This is a genomic window from Lawsonibacter asaccharolyticus (assembly GCF_022453915.1).
Taxonomy (GTDB): Bacteria; Bacillota; Clostridia; order Oscillospirales; family Oscillospiraceae; genus Lawsonibacter; species Lawsonibacter asaccharolyticus.
Genome location: NZ_CP091870.1, coordinates 1,423,567 through 1,444,302, shown reverse-complemented (window position 1 = coordinate 1,444,302; position 20,736 = coordinate 1,423,567). Strand labels below are relative to the sequence as shown.

The following is a 20,736-nucleotide window of genomic DNA, read 5'->3' as shown; positions in this document are numbered from 1 at the left end:
TTCAGCCCTCCGTTCCCTTCAGGAAGTAAATGGTGTCCAGTTCCAGCTTCTGAGCCGCCTGGGCCACCTGCTCCCGGGTGACCTGCTCCAGCTGGGCCACCAGCTCCTCGATGCCGGTCTCCAGACCGGCGGCCGTCTGGCCCAGCCAGAAGTCCTCCTGCCGGTCCTGGACATCCAGGGTGGCCAGATGGGCGCCGATCATGGTGCGGCGGGTCCCCTCCAGCTCCCAGTCCTCCATGTTCCCCTGCCGGATCTCCTCCAGCTGATGGAGGATCTCGTCCCTGGCCTGCTGGAACTTGTCAAATTCGATCCCGGAGGAGACCAGGATCAGCCCCTTCATCTTCTCCAGGGTGGAGCTGGCGTAGTAGCACAGAGACAGCTTCTCCCGCACGTTCATAAAGAGCTTGGACAGGGTAGTGCCGCCGAATACGGCGTTGCACATGGCCATGGCGGGGTATTCCTCCTCCCAGCAGGTGACGCCGCCGGTGCGGAAGCCCATGGCCAGCTTGCCCTGGGTCACGTCCATGGACTCCTCCACCATGCTGGGCTCCGGTCCGGCGTGGAGCCGGACCTCGCAGTCCGGGCAGATCCGCCCCTCATTCACGGGGAGGGCGGACAGTGCCTCCTTCAGGGCGCGGGCCACCCGCTCCTCCTCCGCGGAACCGCAGTAGTACAGCTCGATCTGGGCGGTGGAGAGCAGCTGCTGATACCGCTCCCACAGAGAGCCCGGCGTGACGGCCGCGGCATGCTCCACATCCCCCAGCTTGTCCACCCCGAAGGCCTCCTCCCCGCACATCAGCTGTCCCAGGCGCAGGGTGGCGTAGGAGCGCTTGTCGTTGATCTGGCCCCGGATGCGGTCCACCAGATTGGCCCGTTCCCCGGACACATATTCCTCCGCAAAAATGCCGTCCTGAAGGCGGGGGCGGAGCAGCAGCTCCCCCAGCAGCCCCGCCGCGGGCTCCAGGATGGGCTCGCCCCCGGGCGCAAAGGCATCATCCAGAAAGCTGGCCACAAAGCCCAGGCACTGGGTCTCCCCCTTTTTCCGCACGATGGGCTCGATGGCGCCTCCGTACAGCTCGTCCAGGGCGGCGGAGAGGGACTCCATATCCGGGTGCTCCCGGGTCCCCCGGCGCAGCACCGGGAAGAGCAGGGCATTGGCCGCCGCCCGCTCCCGCTCCAGGGGGACCAGCATGGTCAGGCTGAGATAGCTGCTTTTGAATTTGTCGGTGTGGACTGTCCGCAGCCACACCCCGGGAAAGAGCTCCCGGCGCGTTACTTGAGTCATAGATCAGATTCCTTTCTCTGCACGAAAGGGGGCGTCCCCCTTTTCCTGTGGCCTTTCAGAAGGGAATTTCCTTCCTGGAAGCAGAACAGAGTTATCATACCACATCTTTCGCCGAAAAGCAAAGCTTTCCATTCCCGGGTACCGCTGTCACTTCCAGCCGGTGGTCCCCTGTCAGTTCCCGGAGGGGGACGCCGTCCCGGATCTCCCGGCCGTCCAGCCGGACGGAGAGCTCTCTCCCCCGGCTCACCTGGATGCTCAGCCGCCCCCGGTCCAGTTCCCACTCCCCGGTCCAGCCCGGCCAGTCCTCCGGCAGGTGGGGCTCCACAAACAAGCGGCCTTCCCGGACCTTCAGGCCCAGCAGCTCCTCCACCGCGGTGCGGTAGTACCACCCCGCCGCCCCGGTGTACCAGCTCCAGCCGCCCCGGCCCAGGTGCCCCGGGGCCGCATAGACATCGGCGGCCAGCACATAGGGCTCCGCCTGATAGATCTGCGTCCGGCGGCGCTCCGGCAGGAGGGCCCGCAGCAGCTCCAGCCCATCCTCCGTCCGGCCCAGGCGGAGGCAGGCCAGAGCCAGCCACACAGCCCCATGGGTGTACTGTCCCCCGTTCTCCCGCACGCCGGGCAGATAGCCCTTGATATAGCCCGGGTCCGGGCCCCTGTCCTGGAAGGGCGGATCGAACAGCTTCACTACCCCGGCCTGGGGCAGATAGAGCCGCTCCAGCGCGGCAGACACTGCTTGGCAGGCCCGCTCCCGGTCCGAGTCCTCCACCAGCGCGGCGAAGGACTGGGCAATGGAGTCGATCTCGCAGCTCTCCGCCCCCCGGGTCCCCAGGGGGGCCCCGCTGTCAAAATAGCCCCGGCGGTACCAGCTCCCGTCCCAAGCCGCCTCCGCGGCCTTCCGGTATCCCTCCGCCCGGCCCAGCAGCTCCTCCGCCAGCTGCGGCTCCTCCATATGCCGGCACACCGGCGCGAACTTCCGAAGAACCAGGGCGAGGAACCAAGTCAGCCACACAGACTCCCCCCGGCCTCCCGCCCCCACGCGGTTCATGCCGTCGTTCCAGTCTCCGCCTCCTATCAGGGCCAGGCCGTGGCTGCCCACACCGCGCTCCATGGCGCACCGGATGGCCGCCAGGGCATGGCGGTAGACCGTGTCCTCTCGCTCCGAACACCGGGGCGTCTCATACCGCTCCCGCTCCCCCTCCCGCAGGGGCGGGGATTCCAGATAGCAGGTCTTCTCCCCGCACACGGACCAGTCTCCCGTCACCTCCAGATATTCCGCCAGCACATAAGGCAGCCACAGCAGGTCGTCGGTGATCCGGGTCCGGACCCCCGCCCCATGGGGCGGATGCCACCAGTGCTGCACGTCTCCCTCCGGAAATTGGCGGGAGGAGGCCAGCACCAGCTGTTCCCGGGCCCGCTCCGGCACAGTGAGCAGCAGGGCCCGCACGTCTTGGAGCTGGTCCCGGAAGCCGTAGGCTCCGCCATTCTGATACTGAGACGTGCGGGCCATCAGCCGGCAGGCCAGCACCTGATAGAGCGCCCAGCCGTTGAGATACCGGTCCAGCGCCGGCTCCGGGGTGGAGAAGCGCAGGGCGGACACCTTTTTCCGCCAGTCCAGCACGACCTGCTCCCCCTCTGCCTCCGCCCGTTCCGGCGGGAGGGCGTCCCAGCGGTGGACCAGCCCGCCCCGTTCCCCCGGCGCGCTCACCAGGACGGCCGGCAGTCCCTCTGCCACCGGGCAGGCGGACGCCTCCCCATCTCTCCTTTGGATGGACAGCGTCCCAGCACCTCCGGAGAGCGCGAAACGGAGCACCCGCTCCGGCCGGTCCGGGGGCACATGTCCCTCCGTCACCAGCAGGGTCTCCCCAAACCGCTTCTCCCAGCGGGCAAAGCCGGGGCCGTAGGTCACTGTACAGGGCAGGCCATCCCCGTCCGCGAAGACGGAGGCGCAGATGCCCCCTGTCTCCAGCAGCAGCCGCTCCTCCCCGCCCACGGCCAGCGGGTCGTTTTTCCAGCGGGTGAGGCGGCCCTCGTGGGCATTCTCCCTCCAGAGCAGGCCGTTGCCTGTCTCGTCGGTCAGCCATCCGAAGCTCTCTCCGCACAGGATCTGACTCCAGCCCACAGGGGGCAGGCGCTCCCCGGCGCGGATGACCACGCTGCCCGCCTGGTCAAAGTGCCAGGGGGCGGGCTCCGGGCGGACCGACACCGCCGGCGGAGGCGTCCAGTGCTCCGGCTCTTCCTCCATCAGTTCCAGGGGCAGGCGGGCGGAGGCCCAGGCCAGCACGGTGGGAAATCCCTCCCCGTGGTCCACCAGGTGGACCCCGCCCCGGGCCCCAAGGGCGGATTCCGCCCCCAGCGCCCGCAGCGCCTCCCTGACCGCAGTAAGCAGGGGACGGCGGTAGTCGCCCCCCTCCTCCGCCAGAAACACCAAGTCAAACGGCCAGCCGGCCCGGGTGAGGAACCGATGCTGGGCACACCACAGCCCGATCTTATCCTCTCCCACTCCTCCCTCCAGCGGCGCAGCCGCGATGGGCAGATCCCCGGAGATCCCGAACTGCCACAGCTCACACTGGGGCGGACGCCCCTCCGCTCCGGGCCGGACGGAGGCCAGATGGCGCAGCAAAGCAAAGGCTCCCAGGGCCTGGACCTGGTCCAGCCCCAGCCGCTGGGCAATGGGGGCCAGCATCCCGCCCGGCTCCTCCCGCCCCTCCAGCAGCCGCTGGGCGGTGTCGGCGGCGGCATCCAGCCGGTCCGAGACCCCCAATGCCAGGCGCAGGGCGCAGCTCTCCCCCGGCCGCAGGCGCACCGGCAGGCGCACCATCAGGCACGGGTCCAGCACCGCTCCCGTCTCCCCCTTCAGGGGTCCGGGCCCCCCGCCAGCCAGTGCCCGCAGGCCGCCCCGCCCCAGGGCCGCCTGCCGTGAGGTGGTGAATGTGCTCCCCTCCCCGTCCCACAGGGCCGCCAGCACCGGGTGCTCCTCCGCTCCCCTGGGGCGGCGGCGGAAGGAGACGCCGCCGGGGATGGCGCGGCTCTCCACAAACAGCTTGGAGAAGGCGGGGTGGGCCAGGTGATCCCGCTCCCCGCACAGCACGGGTTCCAGATAACACAGAAGCTCTCCCTCCAGCACGCCCTCTCCGTCCCAGTGCAGCTCCGCCCGGCGCAGCTCCCCGCTGCCCAGCCGGGCCAGGGCGAGGCCGGTGCGGGCGGTCAGGCCGCCCCGCTGACAGGTCCAGACGGCCCCGCCGTCATAGAACTCCCAGCTGTACCGGCAGTCTCCGCGGTACAGGGGGGCGGCGGTCAGGCCGATCATCCCCTCCGCCCCGGAGAAGAACCAGGACACCCCGGCAGGGGCCTGGTACTCCCCCGGCTCCGCCAGGGTGATGACATCCCGCCCCAGGCTGGAGCGGGTCTGTCCGTTATCGGCGGCAAAGACGCAGTATCCCCCCTCGGACACCAAGTGGCACCGTGGTGAGAGACGCCCCGCCCCCTCCCCGGTCCGCAGCAGATCGGGCCCCTGGCGGCGGCGGGGGCGCTCCGGCGCCGCCCCGTCCCGGCGGCGCATGACAGGCGCTCCCACCGGGACCCGCTCCTGGAGCAGCTCCCGGTAGGCGGCCATGGTCCGGTCGGACAGGAAGCGCCGCTGCATCACGTCCTCCGTCAGGGCGTTGTCGATGGCCACCAGACTCATGCCCAGGTGGTGGGCCATATAGGATCGGACGATCTCAAAGCTGCTGCCCCCTGACAGGCGGGAGGGGGTGAAGTCGGCCGCCTCATAGAGGCCGAACCGCCCCTCCAGCCCCAGGGCGCACAGCCGGCGCAGGTTGCGCACCGCGCTTTTGGGGGCCATGGGGAGGGCGAGGAAGGAGGCATAGGGCGCCACCACCAGCTCCTGGTCCAGCCCCCGCTTCAGACCCAGGGCCTGAACGCCGTGGGCCTTGTACTGATAAGTCATCCCCGGGTCAAAGGCAAAAAATCCCGATTCCGAGATCCCCCAGGGGGTGTGGGTCCTGGCCCCCCGGCGCTTCTGGGCATAGACGCAGAAGGCCAGCGACTCGTACATCAAGGAATTCTCCTCACAGGGCAGCAGCAGATTGGGCATGAAATATTCAAACATGGTCCCGGTCCAGGAGGCCATGCCGCTGTAATCGTTGTCCCCCAGCAGCATCCGGCTCAGCCGGCGCCAGTGCCGGGGCGGGACCTCTCCCCGGGCCACGGTCACGTAGCTGGTCTGCCGGGCCTCGCTGGCCATCAGGTCATAGTGGCCGGGGGTGGGACGGTCCCGCTCCGCCTCCCAGCCGATGAAAAACAGCCTGCCGTCGGGGTCGTACAGGGGGCGGAATTCCATGGCGCCGGACAGCGCCCGGGCCCGGGCGGCCAGCTCCCCCTCTCCCCACTCCTCCAGTCCCGCCGCCAGGGCGATCAGACTGCCGCACAGGTTCCCGCTGTCCACGGTGGAGATATACCGGGGGGCCATGGGCCTGGCAGAGACAGTGTCATACCAGTTGTAGAGGTGGCCCCGCCACTTCTCCAGCCCCTCCACGGTGTCCAGGACATGGCGGATCAGCCCCGCCCCCTGGTCCTGGGGCAGCAGGTCCAGATCCACCGCCGCCATCACGGAGAGCAGGGCCAGCCCGATGTTGGTGGGGGAGGTCCGGCGGGCCAGCCCCGCCGCCGGCTTCTCCTGCCAGTTGTCCGGCGGGAGCCAGTGGTCCTCCTCCCGGAGGAAGCTGGCAAAGTAGCGCCAGATCAGGGTGGCCTGGTGGAGCAGGAAGGCCCGGTCCCCCGGGGCCAGTCCCGCCCGCTTTCCACTGGGCCGGCTGATCCACCAGGCGGCGGCGGGAGCCGCCATCCACAGCAGCCCCGCCAGGCTGCCGATCCGCAGCTCCGCCAGCAGAAAGGTGGCCAGCCCTACGGCGGGGGAAAACCACTCCCGCCGGTAATAGGACCACAGACCGTTGCCGCCGCCCCGCTCCGACTGGTCTGCCGTCACCCAGGCCAGCAGGTCCCGGCCTGTCACCCCCATCCGCCACAGCGCGGTGCACACGGCGCAGGCGGACACCCAGGCGTGGTAGGGCAGGAACAGCAGCTGGAGGGCGGTCTGGAGCAGGGCTCCGGGCAGGCCGGCCACCACCGTGGAGTGGTAGCGTCCCCGGGCCCGCCCGCCCCGCCGGGCGGCCAGGTCCATCCCGGACAGGAGCAGATTGGAGGCGGCAGAGAGGATAGCGGCGCCGCCAGCGGCAGCCAGAGCTGCCCCGCTCCCGCAGATCCCCAGCACCAGGGCTGCCAGGGTAAAGATGGGGGAGAGAGAGCGGCGCAGGTTGTCCAGCAGCTTCCACCGTGCCAGCGGGGGCAGGGGATTTTTCTCACGCCCTCCCCTGCCGTCCGGCACCCGGGGGAGCAGCCACGGCAGCAGCTGCCAGTCCCCCCTGATCCAGCGGTTCAGGCGGGCGTAGTAGGAACGCACCTGATAGGGAAATCCGTCTGTGAGCTCCACCTCCCCCAGCAGTCCGGCCCGGAGGTAGGAGCCCTCCAGCAGGTCATGGGACAGTACCCGCCCCTCCGGCACCCGGCGGTCCAGACAGGCATAGAAGGCGTCCACCTGGAAGATGCCCTTTCCCGTATAGGTCCCCTGGTCAAACAGGTCGTGGTACACGTCACTGGCCGCGCTGCCATAGGGGTCCACTCCCCCCAGCCCGGCAAACACCCGGGAGAACAGGGAGCGGTTGGCGGCGGCCAGCTCCACCGCCACTCTGGGCTGGAGCAGGGCGTACCCCTCCGTGACCACCCGGCGCTCCCGGTCCACCTCCGGCTGATTCAGGGGATGGAGCATTGCCCCCACCAGCTCCCGGGCCGCGCCCACGTTCAGGCTGGTATCGCTGTCCAGAGTGATGACATAGCGGGTGTCCGCCAGGGCCCCCCGGTCTCCGGAGAGCACCTCCAGCCCGCTGGGGCGGTCCTTCAACAGCCGCACCAGCTCCACCAGCGCGCCCCGCTTCCGTTCCCAGCCCATCCAGCGCCCATCCCGGGCACTGTAACGGGGTTCCCGGAAAAAGAGGTAGAAGCCGCCCCCGTACTTCCGGTTCAGGCGGTCCACCTCCTTCCGGGCCTCCCGGACCCAGCTCCGCCCCTCCGCCCCCATGGGGGCATCCCGGTCGGGCAGATCGGCCAGCATCCCCAGCCGCAGCTCTCCGCCGCTGTCCCGGTTGGCCAGATGGTAGCGCTCCAGCTTTTCTGCCAGCTCACGGCCGCTCTCCTTTCCGGTCAGCAGGGCCGCGATGACGCAGAGGGTCCTCCCCTCCGGCGGGATGCCGGACTCCAGCGCCATGCGGTGGACCGGGCGCGGGGGCACCAGACGGACCAGAAGAAAGTCCGCGCTGTTTTTCACCAGATCGGACAGGGGGAAAAAGAGCAGCAGCCCCCCCACCCAGCTGTTCAGCAGCAGAGCCAGAGCGGCGGAGAGCAGGGCGGCAGAGAGCAGGACCAGCGGGCCGTAGCACGCCCCGGACCGTGTCTTTTTCTCCGCCCCCAGCGGGCGGCGGAAGAGGAACCAGCCCACGTGGCGCTCCGCCCCCGCCCCCTGCCGGGACAGCTCCAGGACCCGCCGGGCCGTCTCCTCCTCCCCCATGCCGCTCTTTCTCGCCAGACGGCACACCTGTCCCCGGTATCTCCGGCGTGTGGCGTCCTCCATGGCGCCATAACACCCCGCCGGGTCCTGGCGCAGGACAGCCTCCACCCGGCTCTCCGACTCCAGCAGCGCCCCCCAGTCCCCATCGGACAGGGCCCGCAGCCCGGCAAAGACAGACTCAAAGGGGGCGGGCCCTGTCTGCTCCTCCTGCAGCGCCGCCAGGTCCCCGCACAGACCACGCAGCTGACACAGCAGCGCCCAGGTCAGGGCGGGGACCAGCAGGGACAGCTCCCGTTCGGTGAGGGGCAGTACGGACTGGAACGCGGAGAGAAAGACCGTCAGGCGGCGGCGGTCCAGGTCGGGGACCGCCCAAAGCGCCGTCCGGGCGGCACACTGGAGGACAGACTGGCCGTTCCGGCAGCGCCGCAGGGGCCTGCCCCTGCGGAAGGCCCGCTCCGCCATCCGCCCCTCCCGCGCCGCCAGATAGGCGTTGTCCAGCAGCCACTCCACCGCTCCCGGCGTGCGCCTGCTCTCCTCGGCCCAGCGGGCCAGCTCCTGCCGGGCGCGCTCCACCTCGGCCAGCGCGCGCCGCATCTCCCGGGCCACAGTCCCCGGGCGGACCGCTCCCTCCAGCTCCAGTGCCCGGGCGGCGTTGGCCCCGTATCGGGACAGATGGGGTTCATCCATGGGAACATGGGCGGTGTTCGAAGCAGACATGGCGGCTCCTCCTGAATCATCATACCGTTTTTTGGGCGATCATTATGGATTTTGCCCCGGTGCCGTGGGAATATACCCCCGCCAAGTGTACAGATTTTTTACTTGACAAGGGGGCTCTGTTATGGTATGATTCCGAATGTAAAGTTTTTGAGCTTTACGACATCTCAACAGGAGGTGGAACAGTTTGAAAAGTCAGGCCTATCGCATGGCCCTGCTGTACGATTTTTACGGCGACGTGCTCACCGAGCGGCAGAAGGAGTTTTACGACCTCTACTATAACGAGGATCTTTCACTCTCCGAGATCGCGGAGAACAGCGGCATCACCCGCCAGGGCGTCCGGGACGTGATCGTCCGGGCCGAGGCCATCCTCACCGATCTGGAGGATAAGACCGGCCTGATCAAGCGGTTCCACGCCATGCACAAGCAGCTCCAGCAGATCGCCGAGGACGCGGAAAAGATCCTGGAGCGCAACGGCAGCTATGACGACCCAGACATCGAGGCGGCGGCCCGGGAGATCCGGGAGCTGGCCCAGGTGCTTCAAAAGGAGTAACCATGGCGTTTGAAGGACTTTCTGAAAAGCTCTCCGCCGCATTCAAAAAGCTGCGGGGCAAGGGCCGTCTCTCCGAGGCCGACGTCAAGGAGGCTATGCGGGAGATCCGCCTGGCCCTGCTGGAGGCGGACGTCAGCTACAAGGTGGTCAAGCAGTTCATCGCTCAGGTGACCGAGCGGGCCGTGGGCTCCGACGTGCTGGAGGCCCTCTCCCCCGCCCAGACGATCATCAAGATCGTCAACGAGGAGCTTACCGCCCTGATGGGCGGCACCAGCACCAAGCTGGAGATCTCCTCCAAGCCCCCCACGGTGGTGATGCTGGTGGGCCTTCAGGGTGCGGGCAAGACCACCAACGGCGCCAAGCTGGCCGGCCTGATGAAGCGTCAGAACGGCAAGCGGCCCCTGCTGGCCGCCTGCGATATCTACCGCCCCGCCGCCATCAAGCAGCTGGAGGTGGTGGGCGGACAGCTGGACATCCCGGTGTTCCAGATGGGTCAGACCGACCCGGTGGACATCGCCAGAGCCGCCATCGAGCACGCCAGGCAGCACGGCAACGACATGGTGTTCCTGGACACCGCCGGCCGGCTCCATGTGGACGAGGAGCTGATGGACGAGCTCAAGCGCATCAAGGCCGCCGTGGAGCCCACGGAGATCCTGCTGGTGGTGGACGCCATGATCGGCCAGGACGCAGTGAACGCGGCCAAGGCCTTTGACGACGCACTGGACATCGACGGCGTCATGCTCACCAAGCTGGACGGAGACGCCCGGGGCGGCGCGGCCCTCTCCATTAAGGCAGTCACCGGCAAGCCCATCAAGTTCGTGGGTGTGGGGGAAAAGCTGGACCAGATCGAGGTCTTCCACCCTGACCGGATGGCCAGCCGTATCCTGGGCATGGGCGACATGCTCTCCCTCATCGAGAAGGCGGAGCAGAACTTCGACAGGCAGAAGGCCCTGGAGTTCCAGGAGAAGCTGCGGAAAAACAAATTTACGCTGACCGATTTCTATGAGCAGATGGCTCAGCTGAAGAATATGGGCTCCCTGTCCGAGATCGCCGGGATGCTCCCCGGCGTCAAGGCCTCCGATCTGGAGGGGGCCTCCATGGACGAGTCCCTGCTGGGGCGGATGGAGGCCATCATCCTTTCCATGACCCCCTATGAGCGGGAAAATCCCAATGTGCTCAACTCCAGCCGCAAGCGGCGCATCGCCGCCGGGTCCGGCACCCAGGTGGTGGACATCAACCGGCTGCTGAAGCAGTTCGAGATGATGCAGGCCATGACCAAGCAGTTCGCCGGCGGCAAGATGCCCAAGTCCATGCGCCGCCTGATGGGCAAAAAGGGCGGCAAGGGCATGCTGGGCGGCAAGATGCCCGGCCTCCCCTTCTGACTCCCCGACGGCGGAAAGGAGCACGGACCATGAAAAAGTGGACCTTTTTCGATCAGATGCTTGCCAGCTTCCTGGTCATCGTTATCTCGTCCATCCTGTCAGCCCTGCTCCATCTCCCCATTGTGGGCCGTCTGGCCTTTCTTCTGGTGGGGGCCGGCTTCGTTCTCCACCCGGTGGTCCCGGTAAACATCTCCATCCAGTGGGGAGCGCGGGCCCTATGGTTCCCCCGCCTGCTGGGGGCATCCTTTCTCCTGTTCGGGCTGCTGGCCCAATTTTGAACGCTGGCAAACACTTCGGTGTTTTCCATATACGCAAGAAATTTTTGGAGGTGAATATAAATGGTTAAAATCAGACTGCGCCGCATGGGCGCGAAGAAGGCTCCCTTCTACCGTATCGTGGTGGCGGATTCCCGCTATCCCCGTGACGGCCGTTTCATCGAGGAGATCGGCACCTACAACCCTCTGACCACCCCCGCCGAGCTGAAGGTGGACGCCGAGCGGGCTCAGGCCTGGATCAAGACCGGTGCTCAGCCCACCGACACCGTCCGCTCCCTTCTGAAAAAGGCCGGCGCGCTGTAAGGCTGGAGGTCTGTCAGGCAAATGAAAGAGCTTTTGACCTATGTCGCCCAGAATCTGGTGGACCACCCCGATCAGGTGTCTGTCACCCAGCATGAGAGCGACGGCGAGACCGTGCTGGAGCTCCGTGTGGCTCCGGAGGATATGGGGAAGGTGATCGGCCGTCAGGGCCGCATCGCCAAGGAAATCCGCACCCTGATCCGCTCCGTGGCCCAGCGCACCGGTCAGCGTGTCTCCGTCGAGATCGTCGACTAGACAGTTATGGCGCAGGGAGATCCTGCGCCATTGTCTTACCCCGGAGGAAAGGAGAATCCCCATGAAAGAACAGTATCTGGAGGTCGGAAAGATCACCAACGTCCACGGCATTATGGGCGAGGTGCGGGTACAGCCCTGGGCGGACTCCCCGGACTTTCTCTGCCAGTTCAAGACCCTCTATGTGGACAGCTCCCACTGGCCCATCCAGGTGGAGCGGGCCCGGGTCCACAAAAACATGGTCATCCTGAAGCTGCAGGGCGTCACCGATGTCAACAGTGCTCTGGCCATGCGCAACGCCGTGCTGTACATCGACCGGAAGGATGTCCAGCTCCCGGAGGGCAGCTTTTTCCTGGCTGACCTGATGGGAATGGAGGTCCGGGACGCCGCCAGCGGCGCGGTGCTGGGACAGATCGCGGACATCCTCACCCTGCCCGCCAACAATGTGTATGTAGTCCGCGGCGGCGCCCGGGAGCTGATGATCCCCGCGGTGGACCAGTTCATCGCGGAGGTCAACGTGGATGAGGGATACCTCCGGGTCAACATGATGGAGGGCCTGTGATGCGCCGCACCGTCCTCTACATCTCCATGAGCCTGGACGGCTGCCTGGCCCGCCCGGACGGGGATGTCTCCTGGCTGGCCGGCCAGGACCCTGATGACCCGGACCCGGGGACCTACCCCGCCTTTCTCTCCACAGTGGACACCGTGGTCATGGGCTGGACCACCTACCACCAGGTGGTCACCCAGCTCTCTCCCGGCAGCTGGCCCTACCGGGGATTGGACTGCTATGTGCTCACCCACCGCCCCCTCCCTCCCCAGACGGAGAAGATCCAGGCTTTCAGCGGTCCGGCCCACCAGTTGGTGGAACAGCTGAAGCGGGAGCCCGCCGGGCGGGACATCTGGATCTGCGGCGGCGCCGACACGGCCGCCCAGCTGATCCGGAAAAACGCCATCGACCGGTATGTGGTCTCTGTGATCCCCGTGATCCTGGGGGAGGGCATCCCCCTCTTTTCCCGCGGGCTGCCCCAGCAGGACCTGCGTCTGGTCTCCGCCGCCCACAGCAACGGGATCGCCGAGCTGACCTATGAACCCCGCTGACCCGCCGCTAGCCCCGCCTGTATGAAACGCAGGCGGGGTTTTCCGTTTCCTGTACAGGGGCGGGGAGCCGCCCCGCCCCTGATCGGACTCAGCGGAGTGTTGATTGGACCGGCAGGGGACACCCCCCTCATCCGTCACGGCATCCGCCGTGACACCTTCCCCACCCAGGGGGGGAAGGCTTTGAGGGCAGCTCCGGGGGCTGCCCCTGCGAGATATCTTCAGCTTTTGCGCAGGGGCGCACATCGTGCGCCCGCCGTCCGGCTCGATGGGGGCATCAGGCCCTGTCCGCTCCCGCGGAGCCGCTCTCTTTCCCGGCCGGGAATTGACCCCGGCCGGCCCCGGTGCTATAATAAACCATCACACATGCAGGGGGACTTGCCCCCGGAACAGGAGATACCTATGGGAATGAAGACCAGCGCCGTCTGGGCAGACGGCACCTTTGAGAGCAACACCGCCCCCCTGATGGGGCCTTTGGAGGACTGCGCCCGCCGGGCGGCGGAACTGGGCTATGACGCCCTCTCCCTGACGGTCAACCGCCCCGGCGAGCTGGATGCCGCCTATGTCCGCCGCGTGCTGGGAGAGTACGGCCTGACCGCATCGGGACTGGCTACGGGACGGATCTACACCGTAGACGGCCTGGGCCTGGGCCTGGCGGACCAGGAGCGGCGCCAGGCCGCGGTGGACCGGATGCTGTCCCACGCGGAGCTGTGTGCCCAGCTGGGGGGCGCCAAGCTGATCGTAGGCGCCATCCGGGGCTGGACCCGGGATGCCGGCGGCCGCGAGGCCTATGAGCCCCTGTTCCGCTCCAGCATGGAGTCCATCCTGGCCCGCGCGGAACAGCTGGGCATCCAGGTGGCCTTCGAGGCCATCAGCCGCATCGACTCCGACGCCTACTGCTCCCTGTCCGAGACCGCGGAGTTCATCCGCTCCTTCCGCTCCCCTGCCCTCCGGCTCCAGGTGGACTCCATCCATCTCCACACCAACGGGGAGACGGATTTCTACCAAGGGCTGCTGAAGGCGGGCGACCTCATCGGACAGGTGGACATCTCCGATGTGGACCGCATGGCCCCAGACGGCAGGCACTTTGATTTTCCGCTGTTGATCCAGGCCCTGAAGGAGACCGGATTCCAGGACTATCTGGTCTTTGAGTACCGTGCCAATCCCCCTGCCGACGCGGCCAAGGCCGGGCTGGACTACATCCGCGCCCTGCTGTGAACGGGCCCAGTTTGTTCCGCTGCCCCCTGTGCGGCAGCCCTCTGACGCAGGAGGAGAGGGGCTGCATCTGCCCCGCCCGCCACAGCTTTGATCGGGCGGCGGCGGGTTACGTCCACCTCCTGCCCCCCAACCGGATGCACTCCAAGGCGCCGGGGGACGACCGGGAGATGGTGGCCGCCCGGGCCGCTTTTCTGGAGCGCGGCTACTACGCCCCGCTGCGCCAGGCCCTGGAGGAGCTGGTCCTGGAGGCTTCCGCCCACCTGGAGGGCCCCGTCCTGCTGGACAGCGGCTGTGGGGAGGGCTACTACACAGCGGGGATGTTCCGGGCGCTGGAGCGGGCCGGACACCGGCCCCGGGCAGCGGGGATCGATATCTCCAAATACGCCCTGCGCCGGGCCGCCAAGCGGCTTCCGGAGGGGGAATTCGCAGTGGCCTCCGCCTACCGCCTGCCCCTGGCGGACGCCTCGGCGGACCTGCTGACCAATGTGTTCTCCCCCCTGTCCGCGGAGGAGTTCGCCAGGGTCCTGCGGCCGGGCGGCACCTTCCTCTATGTGGTCCCCTCCGCCCGGCACCTCTGGGAGATGAAGCAGGTCCTCTATTCCCAGCCCTACGAAAACCCCGTCAAGGAAACCCCCTATACAGGCTTTTCCTATCAGCGCATCGTCCCGGTGCGGTATGAGATCACTCTGGACTGCCCGGAGGACATCCGGGCCCTGTTCCAGATGACCCCCTACTGCTGGAAGACTCCCCGGGAGGGGGTGGAGGCCCTGTCCGCTCTGAAGCGGCTCACCACCCAGGTGGGCTTTGACCTCCACGTGTTCCGCCGCAGCCCCGCCTGATCTCTCCCGCCGCCCCATAAAATATGCCCGGAGGCACGTGTGCCTCCGGGCATCCTGCATTTATGCCGCCTGCTCCGGCTGCTCCAGCCCCAGGTTCTCCCGCACCTGGCGGCGGAACTCCGTCAGCTCCGGGTAGTCCAGGAAAAACCGCAGCTTCTCCGCCCACACCGCCTCCGACTCCGGCACGTCCCACAGCACGAAGAAGGCGAAGCTCTCGCTGATGTCCTCCGACGGGTCGGTGGAGGCGTAGCTGCTGACGAAATCCTCCTCATGCCGCAGGAAGAAGTTATAGCTGTCCAGATCCGCCAGCCGGTCATCCAGGTAGCCGGTCCAGAACCGCTGGCAGAAGTCGTCCAGATAGGACCCCTCCCGGCTGACCATTCCGGCCTCGCAGTAGGTCTCCACTGTGGGCTCCCCCCGATAGTCCGCCTGACGGTGGTTCAGGGTGAGGTAGTGGCAGTACTCATGGAGCACGGTCTCCAGAAAATAGTCCCGGTCCCCCATGTCCGCCGGGTCCAGGCAGATCTCCCACTGGCTCCCCCCGGGGTCGGCGGGCAGCACATAGGCCACCGTCTCCCCCTCGCCGTCCGTAAAGGGCACATAGCTCCGAAAGTCCCGAAAGGCGTCCTTGGGGAGGACGGCCTGCATCGACTCCCACATCTCCTCCAGGTCCTCCCTGGTCCAGGGCCCGTGGGTCAGGTCCAGGGAGTTGGGCATGAGGGTGAGCTCCCCCGCCCCGCCGATCCGGTAGCGGGCCAGGACGTGTTCCTCCGGGTCCGTGTAGCCCCAGCCCAGGTCGTCTCCCCCCAGATACCGGATGGTGTATGCCTCATAGAGCCCGTTCAGTTCCTCCAGCAGCTCCTGCTCCCGGTCCCCCCGCCGATACTCGCCCCGGTCCAGCCGGGCCTGGCGCACCGGTCGGAGCCGCATCCACAGGTCCATGGCCGCGCTCCGCTCCTCCTGGGTGATGACCTCCGCCAGCAGGCCCAGCTGCACGTCCAGCTCCCGGTCCAACGTCTCCTGGTCCGCTCCCGGGGCCGGGGAACACCCCGCCCCAAAGAGCAGGAGCAGGCAGAGGGCGGCCCCGATGAGCCGGTCCTTTCCTCGTCTCATAATTTCTCCCGTCCTCCCGACTGATACAGCAGGGCGTTGCACAGGGCGGCGGCCACCGTGCTCCCCCCCTTCCGGCCCAGAGCCGCGATGGCGGGTATCCCCCGCTCCCGGGCCAGGGCCAGGATCTCCTCCTTGCTCTCCACCACATTGACGAATCCCACCGGCACCGCCAGGATCAGGGCCGGGGACATCGCTCCGGCACGGATCAGCTGGGCCATGCGGATCAGCGCGGTGGGGGCGTTGCCCACGGCATAGATCCCCTCGGGCCAGAGGGCCGCCCCCTGGTCCACCGCCGCCGCCGCCCGGGTGGTCCCGGCCTCTGCCGCCCGGCGGGCCACCTCCGGGTCCGCCATGAAGCAGTGGACGCTGATGCCCAGCCGCTCCAGCGCCCCCCGGTTGATGCCGGACCGGGCCATGTTGGTGTCCGTCAGGATGGGGGTGCCGGCCCGGAGGGCCCGGACCCCGGCCTCCACCGCCCCGGGGGTGAACACCAGATTACGGGCGTAGTCAAAGTCCGCCGTGGTGTGGATGGCCCGCTTCACCAGCGGCGCCTGATCCGCAGGCAGGACGATCCCCCGCTCCGCCAGCTCCGCCCCGATGATGCGGAAGCTCTCCGCCTCAATGTCAGCGGGGCGGCTGTGTTCCAGCTCTCTCATGCCTCCTCCTCCCTCCGGCGGCCTGAGATGAGCCACACCGGATTCTGCCCCATCATCAGGTTCAGCCCACCGGCCCCCTTGGACCGGGCCGCCCAGATCTGGGTCACCTGGGCCTCCAGCCCCCGGGCGGCAAAGGCCGCCGCAGCAGCGGACAGGGTCTCCAGGGCGATGGCGCTGACGCATAGGCGGACCCGGGGATTTTTTCCCAGGGCCGCGGCCAGGATGGCGTCCAGCTCCCCGCCGCTGCCCCCCACAAAGACGCCGTCCGGGGCGGGCAGGTCCTCCAGCGCGGCGGGCGCGGTCCCCCGGACCGGCACCAGGTTCCAGGCGCCGAAGCGCGTCCGGTTGGCGCAGATCAGGGAGAGGGCCTCTCCCCTCCGCTCCACGGCGTACACCCGCCCCCGCCGGGCCAGGAGGGCCAGCTCCACCGAGACCGAGCCCGTGCCCGCCCCCACGTCCCAGAGCACGTCGTCCTCCTCCACCTCCAGCAGGGAGAGGGCCGCGACCCGGACCTCCCGCTTGGTCATGGGGACCTCATCCCGCAGGAAGTCCTCGTCCGGGATCCCGGAGGAGACCGCCGCCCTGGGGCGCTCCGCCCCCTCCACCAGCAGGACGCTGAGGGGGGCGAAGGTCCCCTGGGCAAACTCCGCCGCCGTCCCCCGGGTGATCCGCTCCGCCGGGTAGGACAGCTCCTCACCCACCACTGCCCGGAGGTGGCCCAGCCCGGCATCCCGCAGGGCCTGGCACAGCTCCCCCGGCCCCAGCTCGCCGCCGGTGAGGAAAAACGCCTCCCGCCCCTCCAGCACGGCGGCCACCGGGTCGCACCGGGTCCCGTGGGCGGAGACCAGCTTCCAGTCCTGCCAGGGCCGCCCCAGCCTGGCGGCCAGATACTGGACGCTGGACAGGCCGGGCAGCACCCGGAAGGGGATGCCTTTCTTCTCCAGCAGGGCGGTCAGGGAGCGGGCCCCGGAGTAGAACCCGGTATCCCCGCTGTACAGCACGCAGGGGCGCTCCAGGCCGCTCCGGCACAGGATCTCCAGGATCTCCGTCCCCTTGGTGGCGGGATACCGGGGCACCTCACGTCCCAGATTCAGCCCCTCCACCAGACGGCGGGCCCCGATCAGGCCGTCCGCCCCCTCCAGAGCCCTGACTGCCTGGGCGGTGAGGGTCGTGGGGTCGCCCAGTCCCATCCCGATCAGCGTCACTTCCATTCTGCTTCCTCCTTATCGGCCTGGAACCAGGCCAGAATGTCCTCCAGGCCCTCGCCCCGGTCCCGGGGGCGGCGGATGACCACCAGCTCCACCCCCGCGGCCAGGGCGGCGGCGGCCTTCTCCCGGAAGCCGCCCGCCTCTCCCCCGTCCTTGGTCACCAGGAAGCGGATGTGATACTGCTCCATCAGCGCCTCATTCAGGCGCTGGGTGAAGGGTCCGTAGAGGGCGATGATGTTCCGGGAGGGGATGCCCGCCCGGCGGCAGGCGGCCACGCTCTCCTCCGAGGGCAGCACCCTGGGAAAGAGGCGGGCGGGCTCCAGGGCGGCAAAGGCCGGGAGCTCCTTGGCCCCAGTGGCCAGCAGGATGTTCCCCTCCCGCCCCGCCAGCAGCCGGGCGGCCTCCTCCGGGCTGTCCACCCGCAGCCCCTCCTCCCCGCCTTCGGGCCGGAGCAGGCGGCGCAGGGGGACGCCGGCCCGGGCACAGGCCGCCCCGATCTCCCGGGTGGCCTGGACAGCATAGGGGTGGGTGGCGTCCACACAGCGGTGGAAGCCCCGGGAGAGCAGAGCATCCATCTCCCCCCCGGATCTGCGCCCCACCAGGACGGACACATCCTCCAGGCCGGCCAGCTCCTCCGCCCCCAGGGGGGTGGCCACGCTGACCCAGACCTGGTGGCCCATGGCCGACAGGGCCCGGGCCAGCCGGCGCCCCTCAGTGGTGCCGCCGAAGATCAGCACCCTCACAGCTCATACCCCCGGGGGGTCACCATCCGGTCTCCGATCCGGCGGGTGGCAGCGGAGCCGATGAATACGGTGGTGAACATATCCACCTGGGCCTCCCGCAGCTCCCCCAGGGTGAGCACCTGGTGCTCCTCCTGGGCACGTCCCGCGTTCCGGACCCAGCCGCACACCGTCTCCGGCCCCCGGTGGGCCAGCACGATGTCACAGGCCATGCGCAAATGGTCCCGCCGCCGCCGGCTGGAGGGGTTGTAGAGGCAGAGGACAAAGTCCCCCTGAGCCGCCAGCTCCAGGCGGCGGCGGATGACCTCCCAGGGGGTGAGCAGGTCGGACAGAGAGAGCACCGCGAAGTCGTGCATCAAAGGGGCCCCCAGCACCGCCGCCCCCGCCAGGGCAGCCGTCACACCGGGCACCACCTGGATCTCCACCTCCGGGAACTGGGGGGCCAGCTCCAGCACCGGCCCCGCCATGCCGTACACCCCCGCGTCTCCGCTGCACACCAGGGCGGTGGTCCGGCCGGACCGGGCCCGCTCCAGCGCCGCCCGACAGCGCTCAATTTCTTGGGTCATGGGGGTGGAGAAGTACTCCTTATCCGGGAACTCCCCCCGGATCAGATCCAGATAGACTGTGTAGCCGCACAGCACCTCGGCCTGCTCCAGGGCAGCCCTGGCCTCCCAGGTCATCCACCTGGAGCCGCCCGGCCCCAGGCCCACCACATACAGCACATTCATGGCGCTTCCTCCCATCCCGGGGCAAAGGGGGCGGCGGCCAGCGCCGCCGTCACCCCCTCCCCCGCTGTCTTTTTCAGCAGCAGCGGGCCGCCGCTGGCCAGCACCGCCGCCCGCTCGCATACGTTGTCCGTCCCGGTGACCTGACGGACGAAGGGGGAGGTGGTAAACTCCCCCTCCGCCCGGCTCAGCTCCTCCGGAGAATAGGTGAGCAGGGGCAGCCGGCGCCGGCGGCACAGCTCCAGCAGGCCGGGCTCCTCCCCCTTGCGGTCGATGGTGCACACCCCCGCCAGAGCGGCTGGATGGAGCCCCGCCGCCTCCAGCCCGGAGCAGAGGGCCGCCTCCAGCCGTTCCGCCGGGACGCCCCGCCGGCACCCTATCCCGGCCCAGACGATCCTGGGCACCAGCTTCAGGGCGGGCTCCGGCGTGTCCCGGATGGTGAGCTGGACCTGGGCCGCCTCCTGCCCCGCCGGGACCACTCCCGAGGGGCACTCCCCTGCCACCGGCCACTGGGACCAGAAGGCCGCCGTCCCCCCCGCCAGCATCCGGGAGGCCACGGGGCGGATCTTCTCCGGGTCGGGGATGGCGCAGCCCAGGCGGCGGGCCCACTGGTCAAAGGCAAAGATCCCCCGCGCATCGGTAGCGGTAGTGAGGACCGCCTGCCCGTCCAGCAGCCCGGCGATCTCCCGGGCCAGGTCGTTGGCGCCCCCCAGGTGGCCGGAGAGGATGGGGACAGCGAACCGCCCCAGCTCGTCCACCACCACCACGGCGGGGTCCCGGGCCTTACTCACCAGATGGGGGGCCACCGACCGGACCGCGATCCCTGCTGCCCCCACAAAGATCAGGGCCTCCGCGCGGCGGAAGGCGGCGGCGGTCCACTCCTCCGCCCGCTCGCCCTTCCGGGTACAGGCGGCGCGGTGCCCGCTCCGCTCCAGGCCGGCCGCCAGCGCGGCGGCCAGCCTCCCACCATTCTCTGTAAAGGAAATAAGCTCCACAGTCATTGGGACGCCTCCCGATAGCCGGTGGAAAACCCGGGGTGGTAGAGCTGGCTGCGGTCATAGGGTCCGGCCAGGATGTCCCCCACCACCACCAGCGCGGTCCTGGAGATCTGGTGGTCCCGCCCGGCCTGGGCCAGTTCTCCCACCGTGCAGCGCACCACCTTCTCCTCCGGCCAGGTCGCCTTATACACCAGGGCAGCTGGAGCATCTGACCGGTATCCCCCCTCCATCAGCCGGGCAGACAGTGCCTCCAGCATCCCGGCGGAGAGGAAGATGACCATGGTGGCCCCGTGCCGGGCCAGGGAGGCGATCTCCTCCCCCTCCGGCACGGGGGTCCGGCCCGCCATGCGGGTGATGATAACGGTCTGGCTCACCCCGGGCAGGGTGTACTCCGCCCCCAGGGCCGCCGCTGCCCCGCAGAAGGAGGACACCCCCGGGGTCACGTCCCAGGGGATGCCCCGCCGGTCCAGGGCGTCCATCTGCTCCCGCACCGCACCGTACAGACAGGGGTCGCCGGTGTGGAGGCGTACCGTCTCCTGCCCCGCCGCCTCTGCGCGCTCCACCGCCTCCAGCACCTGCTCCAGCGTCATGCGGGCACTGTCATAGATCCGCGCGCTGTCCCTGCACAGCCCCAGAAGGGCCGGGTTGACCAGGCTGCCCGCATAGATGACGCAGTCCGCCCCCCGAAGCAGCTCCGCTCCCCGCAGGGTGATCAGGTCGGGCGCACCCGGCCCGGCCCCTACAAAATGGACCATGGA

The 20,736-nt window shown here is 68.7% G+C and carries 18 protein-coding genes; 9 read left to right on the top strand and 9 right to left on the bottom strand.

Going from position 1 to position 20,736, the window contains the following annotated elements:
* Position 1: 1 nt before the first annotated feature.
* Both yfmF and L9O85_RS06835 read right to left on the bottom strand, forming a co-directional pair.
* A complete protein-coding gene (gene yfmF / locus L9O85_RS06840; protein WP_108981269.1) occupies positions 2-1,285 on the bottom strand; it encodes an EF-P 5-aminopentanol modification-associated protein YfmF in 1,284 nt (427 codons plus the stop codon).
* A gap of 94 nt (positions 1,286-1,379) precedes the next feature.
* Positions 1,380-8,627, bottom strand: a complete 7,248-nt coding sequence (locus tag L9O85_RS06835; RefSeq protein WP_301579993.1) for a GH36-type glycosyl hydrolase domain-containing protein — start codon at positions 8,625-8,627, stop codon at positions 1,380-1,382.
* Positions 8,628-8,811: 184 nt separating this feature from the next.
* Between L9O85_RS06835 and ylxM the strand changes: the two genes are divergently transcribed.
* The 9 genes from ylxM to L9O85_RS06790 all read left to right on the top strand — a co-directional run bounded on the left by ylxM (position 8,812) and on the right by L9O85_RS06790 (position 14,538).
* Positions 8,812-9,177: a YlxM family DNA-binding protein gene (ylxM, locus tag L9O85_RS06830; RefSeq protein WP_050624707.1), complete on the top strand. Its 366-nt coding sequence runs from the start codon at positions 8,812-8,814 to the stop codon at positions 9,175-9,177.
* 2 nt (positions 9,178-9,179) lie between these two features.
* Positions 9,180-10,559, top strand: a complete 1,380-nt coding sequence (gene ffh, locus L9O85_RS06825; RefSeq protein ID WP_050624706.1) for a signal recognition particle protein — start codon at positions 9,180-9,182, stop codon at positions 10,557-10,559.
* A 29-nt stretch (positions 10,560-10,588) separates the two neighbouring features.
* On the top strand, positions 10,589-10,837 hold the full coding sequence (locus tag L9O85_RS06820) for a hypothetical protein (RefSeq protein ID WP_256182938.1): 249 nt from the start codon (positions 10,589-10,591) through the stop codon (positions 10,835-10,837).
* 60 nt (positions 10,838-10,897) lie between these two features.
* Positions 10,898-11,137, top strand: coding sequence for a 30S ribosomal protein S16 (gene rpsP, locus L9O85_RS06815; RefSeq protein WP_050624704.1), 240 nt, complete (start codon positions 10,898-10,900; stop codon positions 11,135-11,137).
* A 21-nt stretch (positions 11,138-11,158) separates the two neighbouring features.
* Entirely contained in the window at positions 11,159-11,389 is a 231-nt protein-coding gene (locus L9O85_RS06810) for a KH domain-containing protein (RefSeq protein WP_050624703.1), read from the top strand.
* Positions 11,390-11,450: 61 nt separating this feature from the next.
* Positions 11,451-11,948, top strand: a complete 498-nt coding sequence (gene rimM, locus L9O85_RS06805) for a ribosome maturation factor RimM (protein ID WP_050624702.1) — start codon at positions 11,451-11,453, stop codon at positions 11,946-11,948.
* On the top strand, positions 11,948-12,484 hold the full coding sequence (locus tag L9O85_RS06800) for a dihydrofolate reductase family protein (RefSeq protein WP_050624701.1): 537 nt from the start codon (positions 11,948-11,950) through the stop codon (positions 12,482-12,484). Before rimM ends, L9O85_RS06800 begins: the two co-directional genes overlap by 1 nt.
* A 399-nt stretch (positions 12,485-12,883) precedes the next feature.
* On the top strand, positions 12,884-13,699 hold the full coding sequence (locus L9O85_RS06795) for a sugar phosphate isomerase/epimerase family protein (protein WP_277102613.1): 816 nt from the start codon (positions 12,884-12,886) through the stop codon (positions 13,697-13,699).
* An 11-nt stretch (positions 13,700-13,710) separates the two neighbouring features.
* On the top strand, positions 13,711-14,538 hold the full coding sequence (locus L9O85_RS06790) for a putative RNA methyltransferase (RefSeq protein WP_242850342.1): 828 nt from the start codon (positions 13,711-13,713) through the stop codon (positions 14,536-14,538).
* Positions 14,539-14,598: 60 nt separating this feature from the next.
* On the opposite strand, the gene L9O85_RS06785 is transcribed toward L9O85_RS06790, so the two are convergent.
* From L9O85_RS06785 to cobM, 7 genes are read right to left on the bottom strand one after another with little or no spacing between them, the layout of a single operon-like run.
* The gene (locus tag L9O85_RS06785) at positions 14,599-15,651 is read right to left on the bottom strand and encodes a hypothetical protein (protein ID WP_050624698.1); all 1,053 of its coding nucleotides are present in this window, start codon (positions 15,649-15,651) and stop codon (positions 14,599-14,601) included.
* The gene (locus tag L9O85_RS06780; protein ID WP_050624697.1) at positions 15,648-16,307 is read right to left on the bottom strand and encodes a precorrin-8X methylmutase; all 660 of its coding nucleotides are present in this window, start codon (positions 16,305-16,307) and stop codon (positions 15,648-15,650) included. The genes L9O85_RS06785 and L9O85_RS06780 overlap by 4 nt, the downstream gene beginning before the upstream one ends.
* Positions 16,304-17,518, bottom strand: coding sequence for a precorrin-6y C5,15-methyltransferase (decarboxylating) subunit CbiE (gene cbiE / locus L9O85_RS06775; protein ID WP_301579991.1), 1,215 nt, complete (start codon positions 17,516-17,518; stop codon positions 16,304-16,306). Before cbiE ends, L9O85_RS06780 begins: the two co-directional genes overlap by 4 nt.
* Positions 17,509-18,258 carry a precorrin-6A reductase gene (gene cobK / locus L9O85_RS06770; protein WP_050624695.1) on the bottom strand — a complete coding sequence of 250 codons (750 nt, stop codon included), beginning with the start codon at positions 18,256-18,258 and terminating at the stop codon, positions 17,509-17,511. The genes cbiE and cobK overlap by 10 nt, the downstream gene beginning before the upstream one ends.
* Entirely contained in the window at positions 18,255-18,983 is a 729-nt protein-coding gene (gene cobJ, locus L9O85_RS06765; RefSeq protein ID WP_276852536.1) for a precorrin-3B C(17)-methyltransferase, read from the bottom strand. Before cobJ ends, cobK begins: the two co-directional genes overlap by 4 nt.
* Complete coding sequence (locus L9O85_RS06760; RefSeq protein WP_301579989.1) at positions 18,980-19,981, bottom strand: cobalt-precorrin 5A hydrolase; 1,002 nt, start codon at positions 19,979-19,981, stop codon at positions 18,980-18,982. The genes cobJ and L9O85_RS06760 overlap by 4 nt, the downstream gene beginning before the upstream one ends.
* The gene (gene cobM / locus L9O85_RS06755) at positions 19,978-20,733 is read right to left on the bottom strand and encodes a precorrin-4 C(11)-methyltransferase (RefSeq protein WP_301579988.1); all 756 of its coding nucleotides are present in this window, start codon (positions 20,731-20,733) and stop codon (positions 19,978-19,980) included. Before cobM ends, L9O85_RS06760 begins: the two co-directional genes overlap by 4 nt.
* Positions 20,734-20,736: the final 3 nt, after the last annotated feature.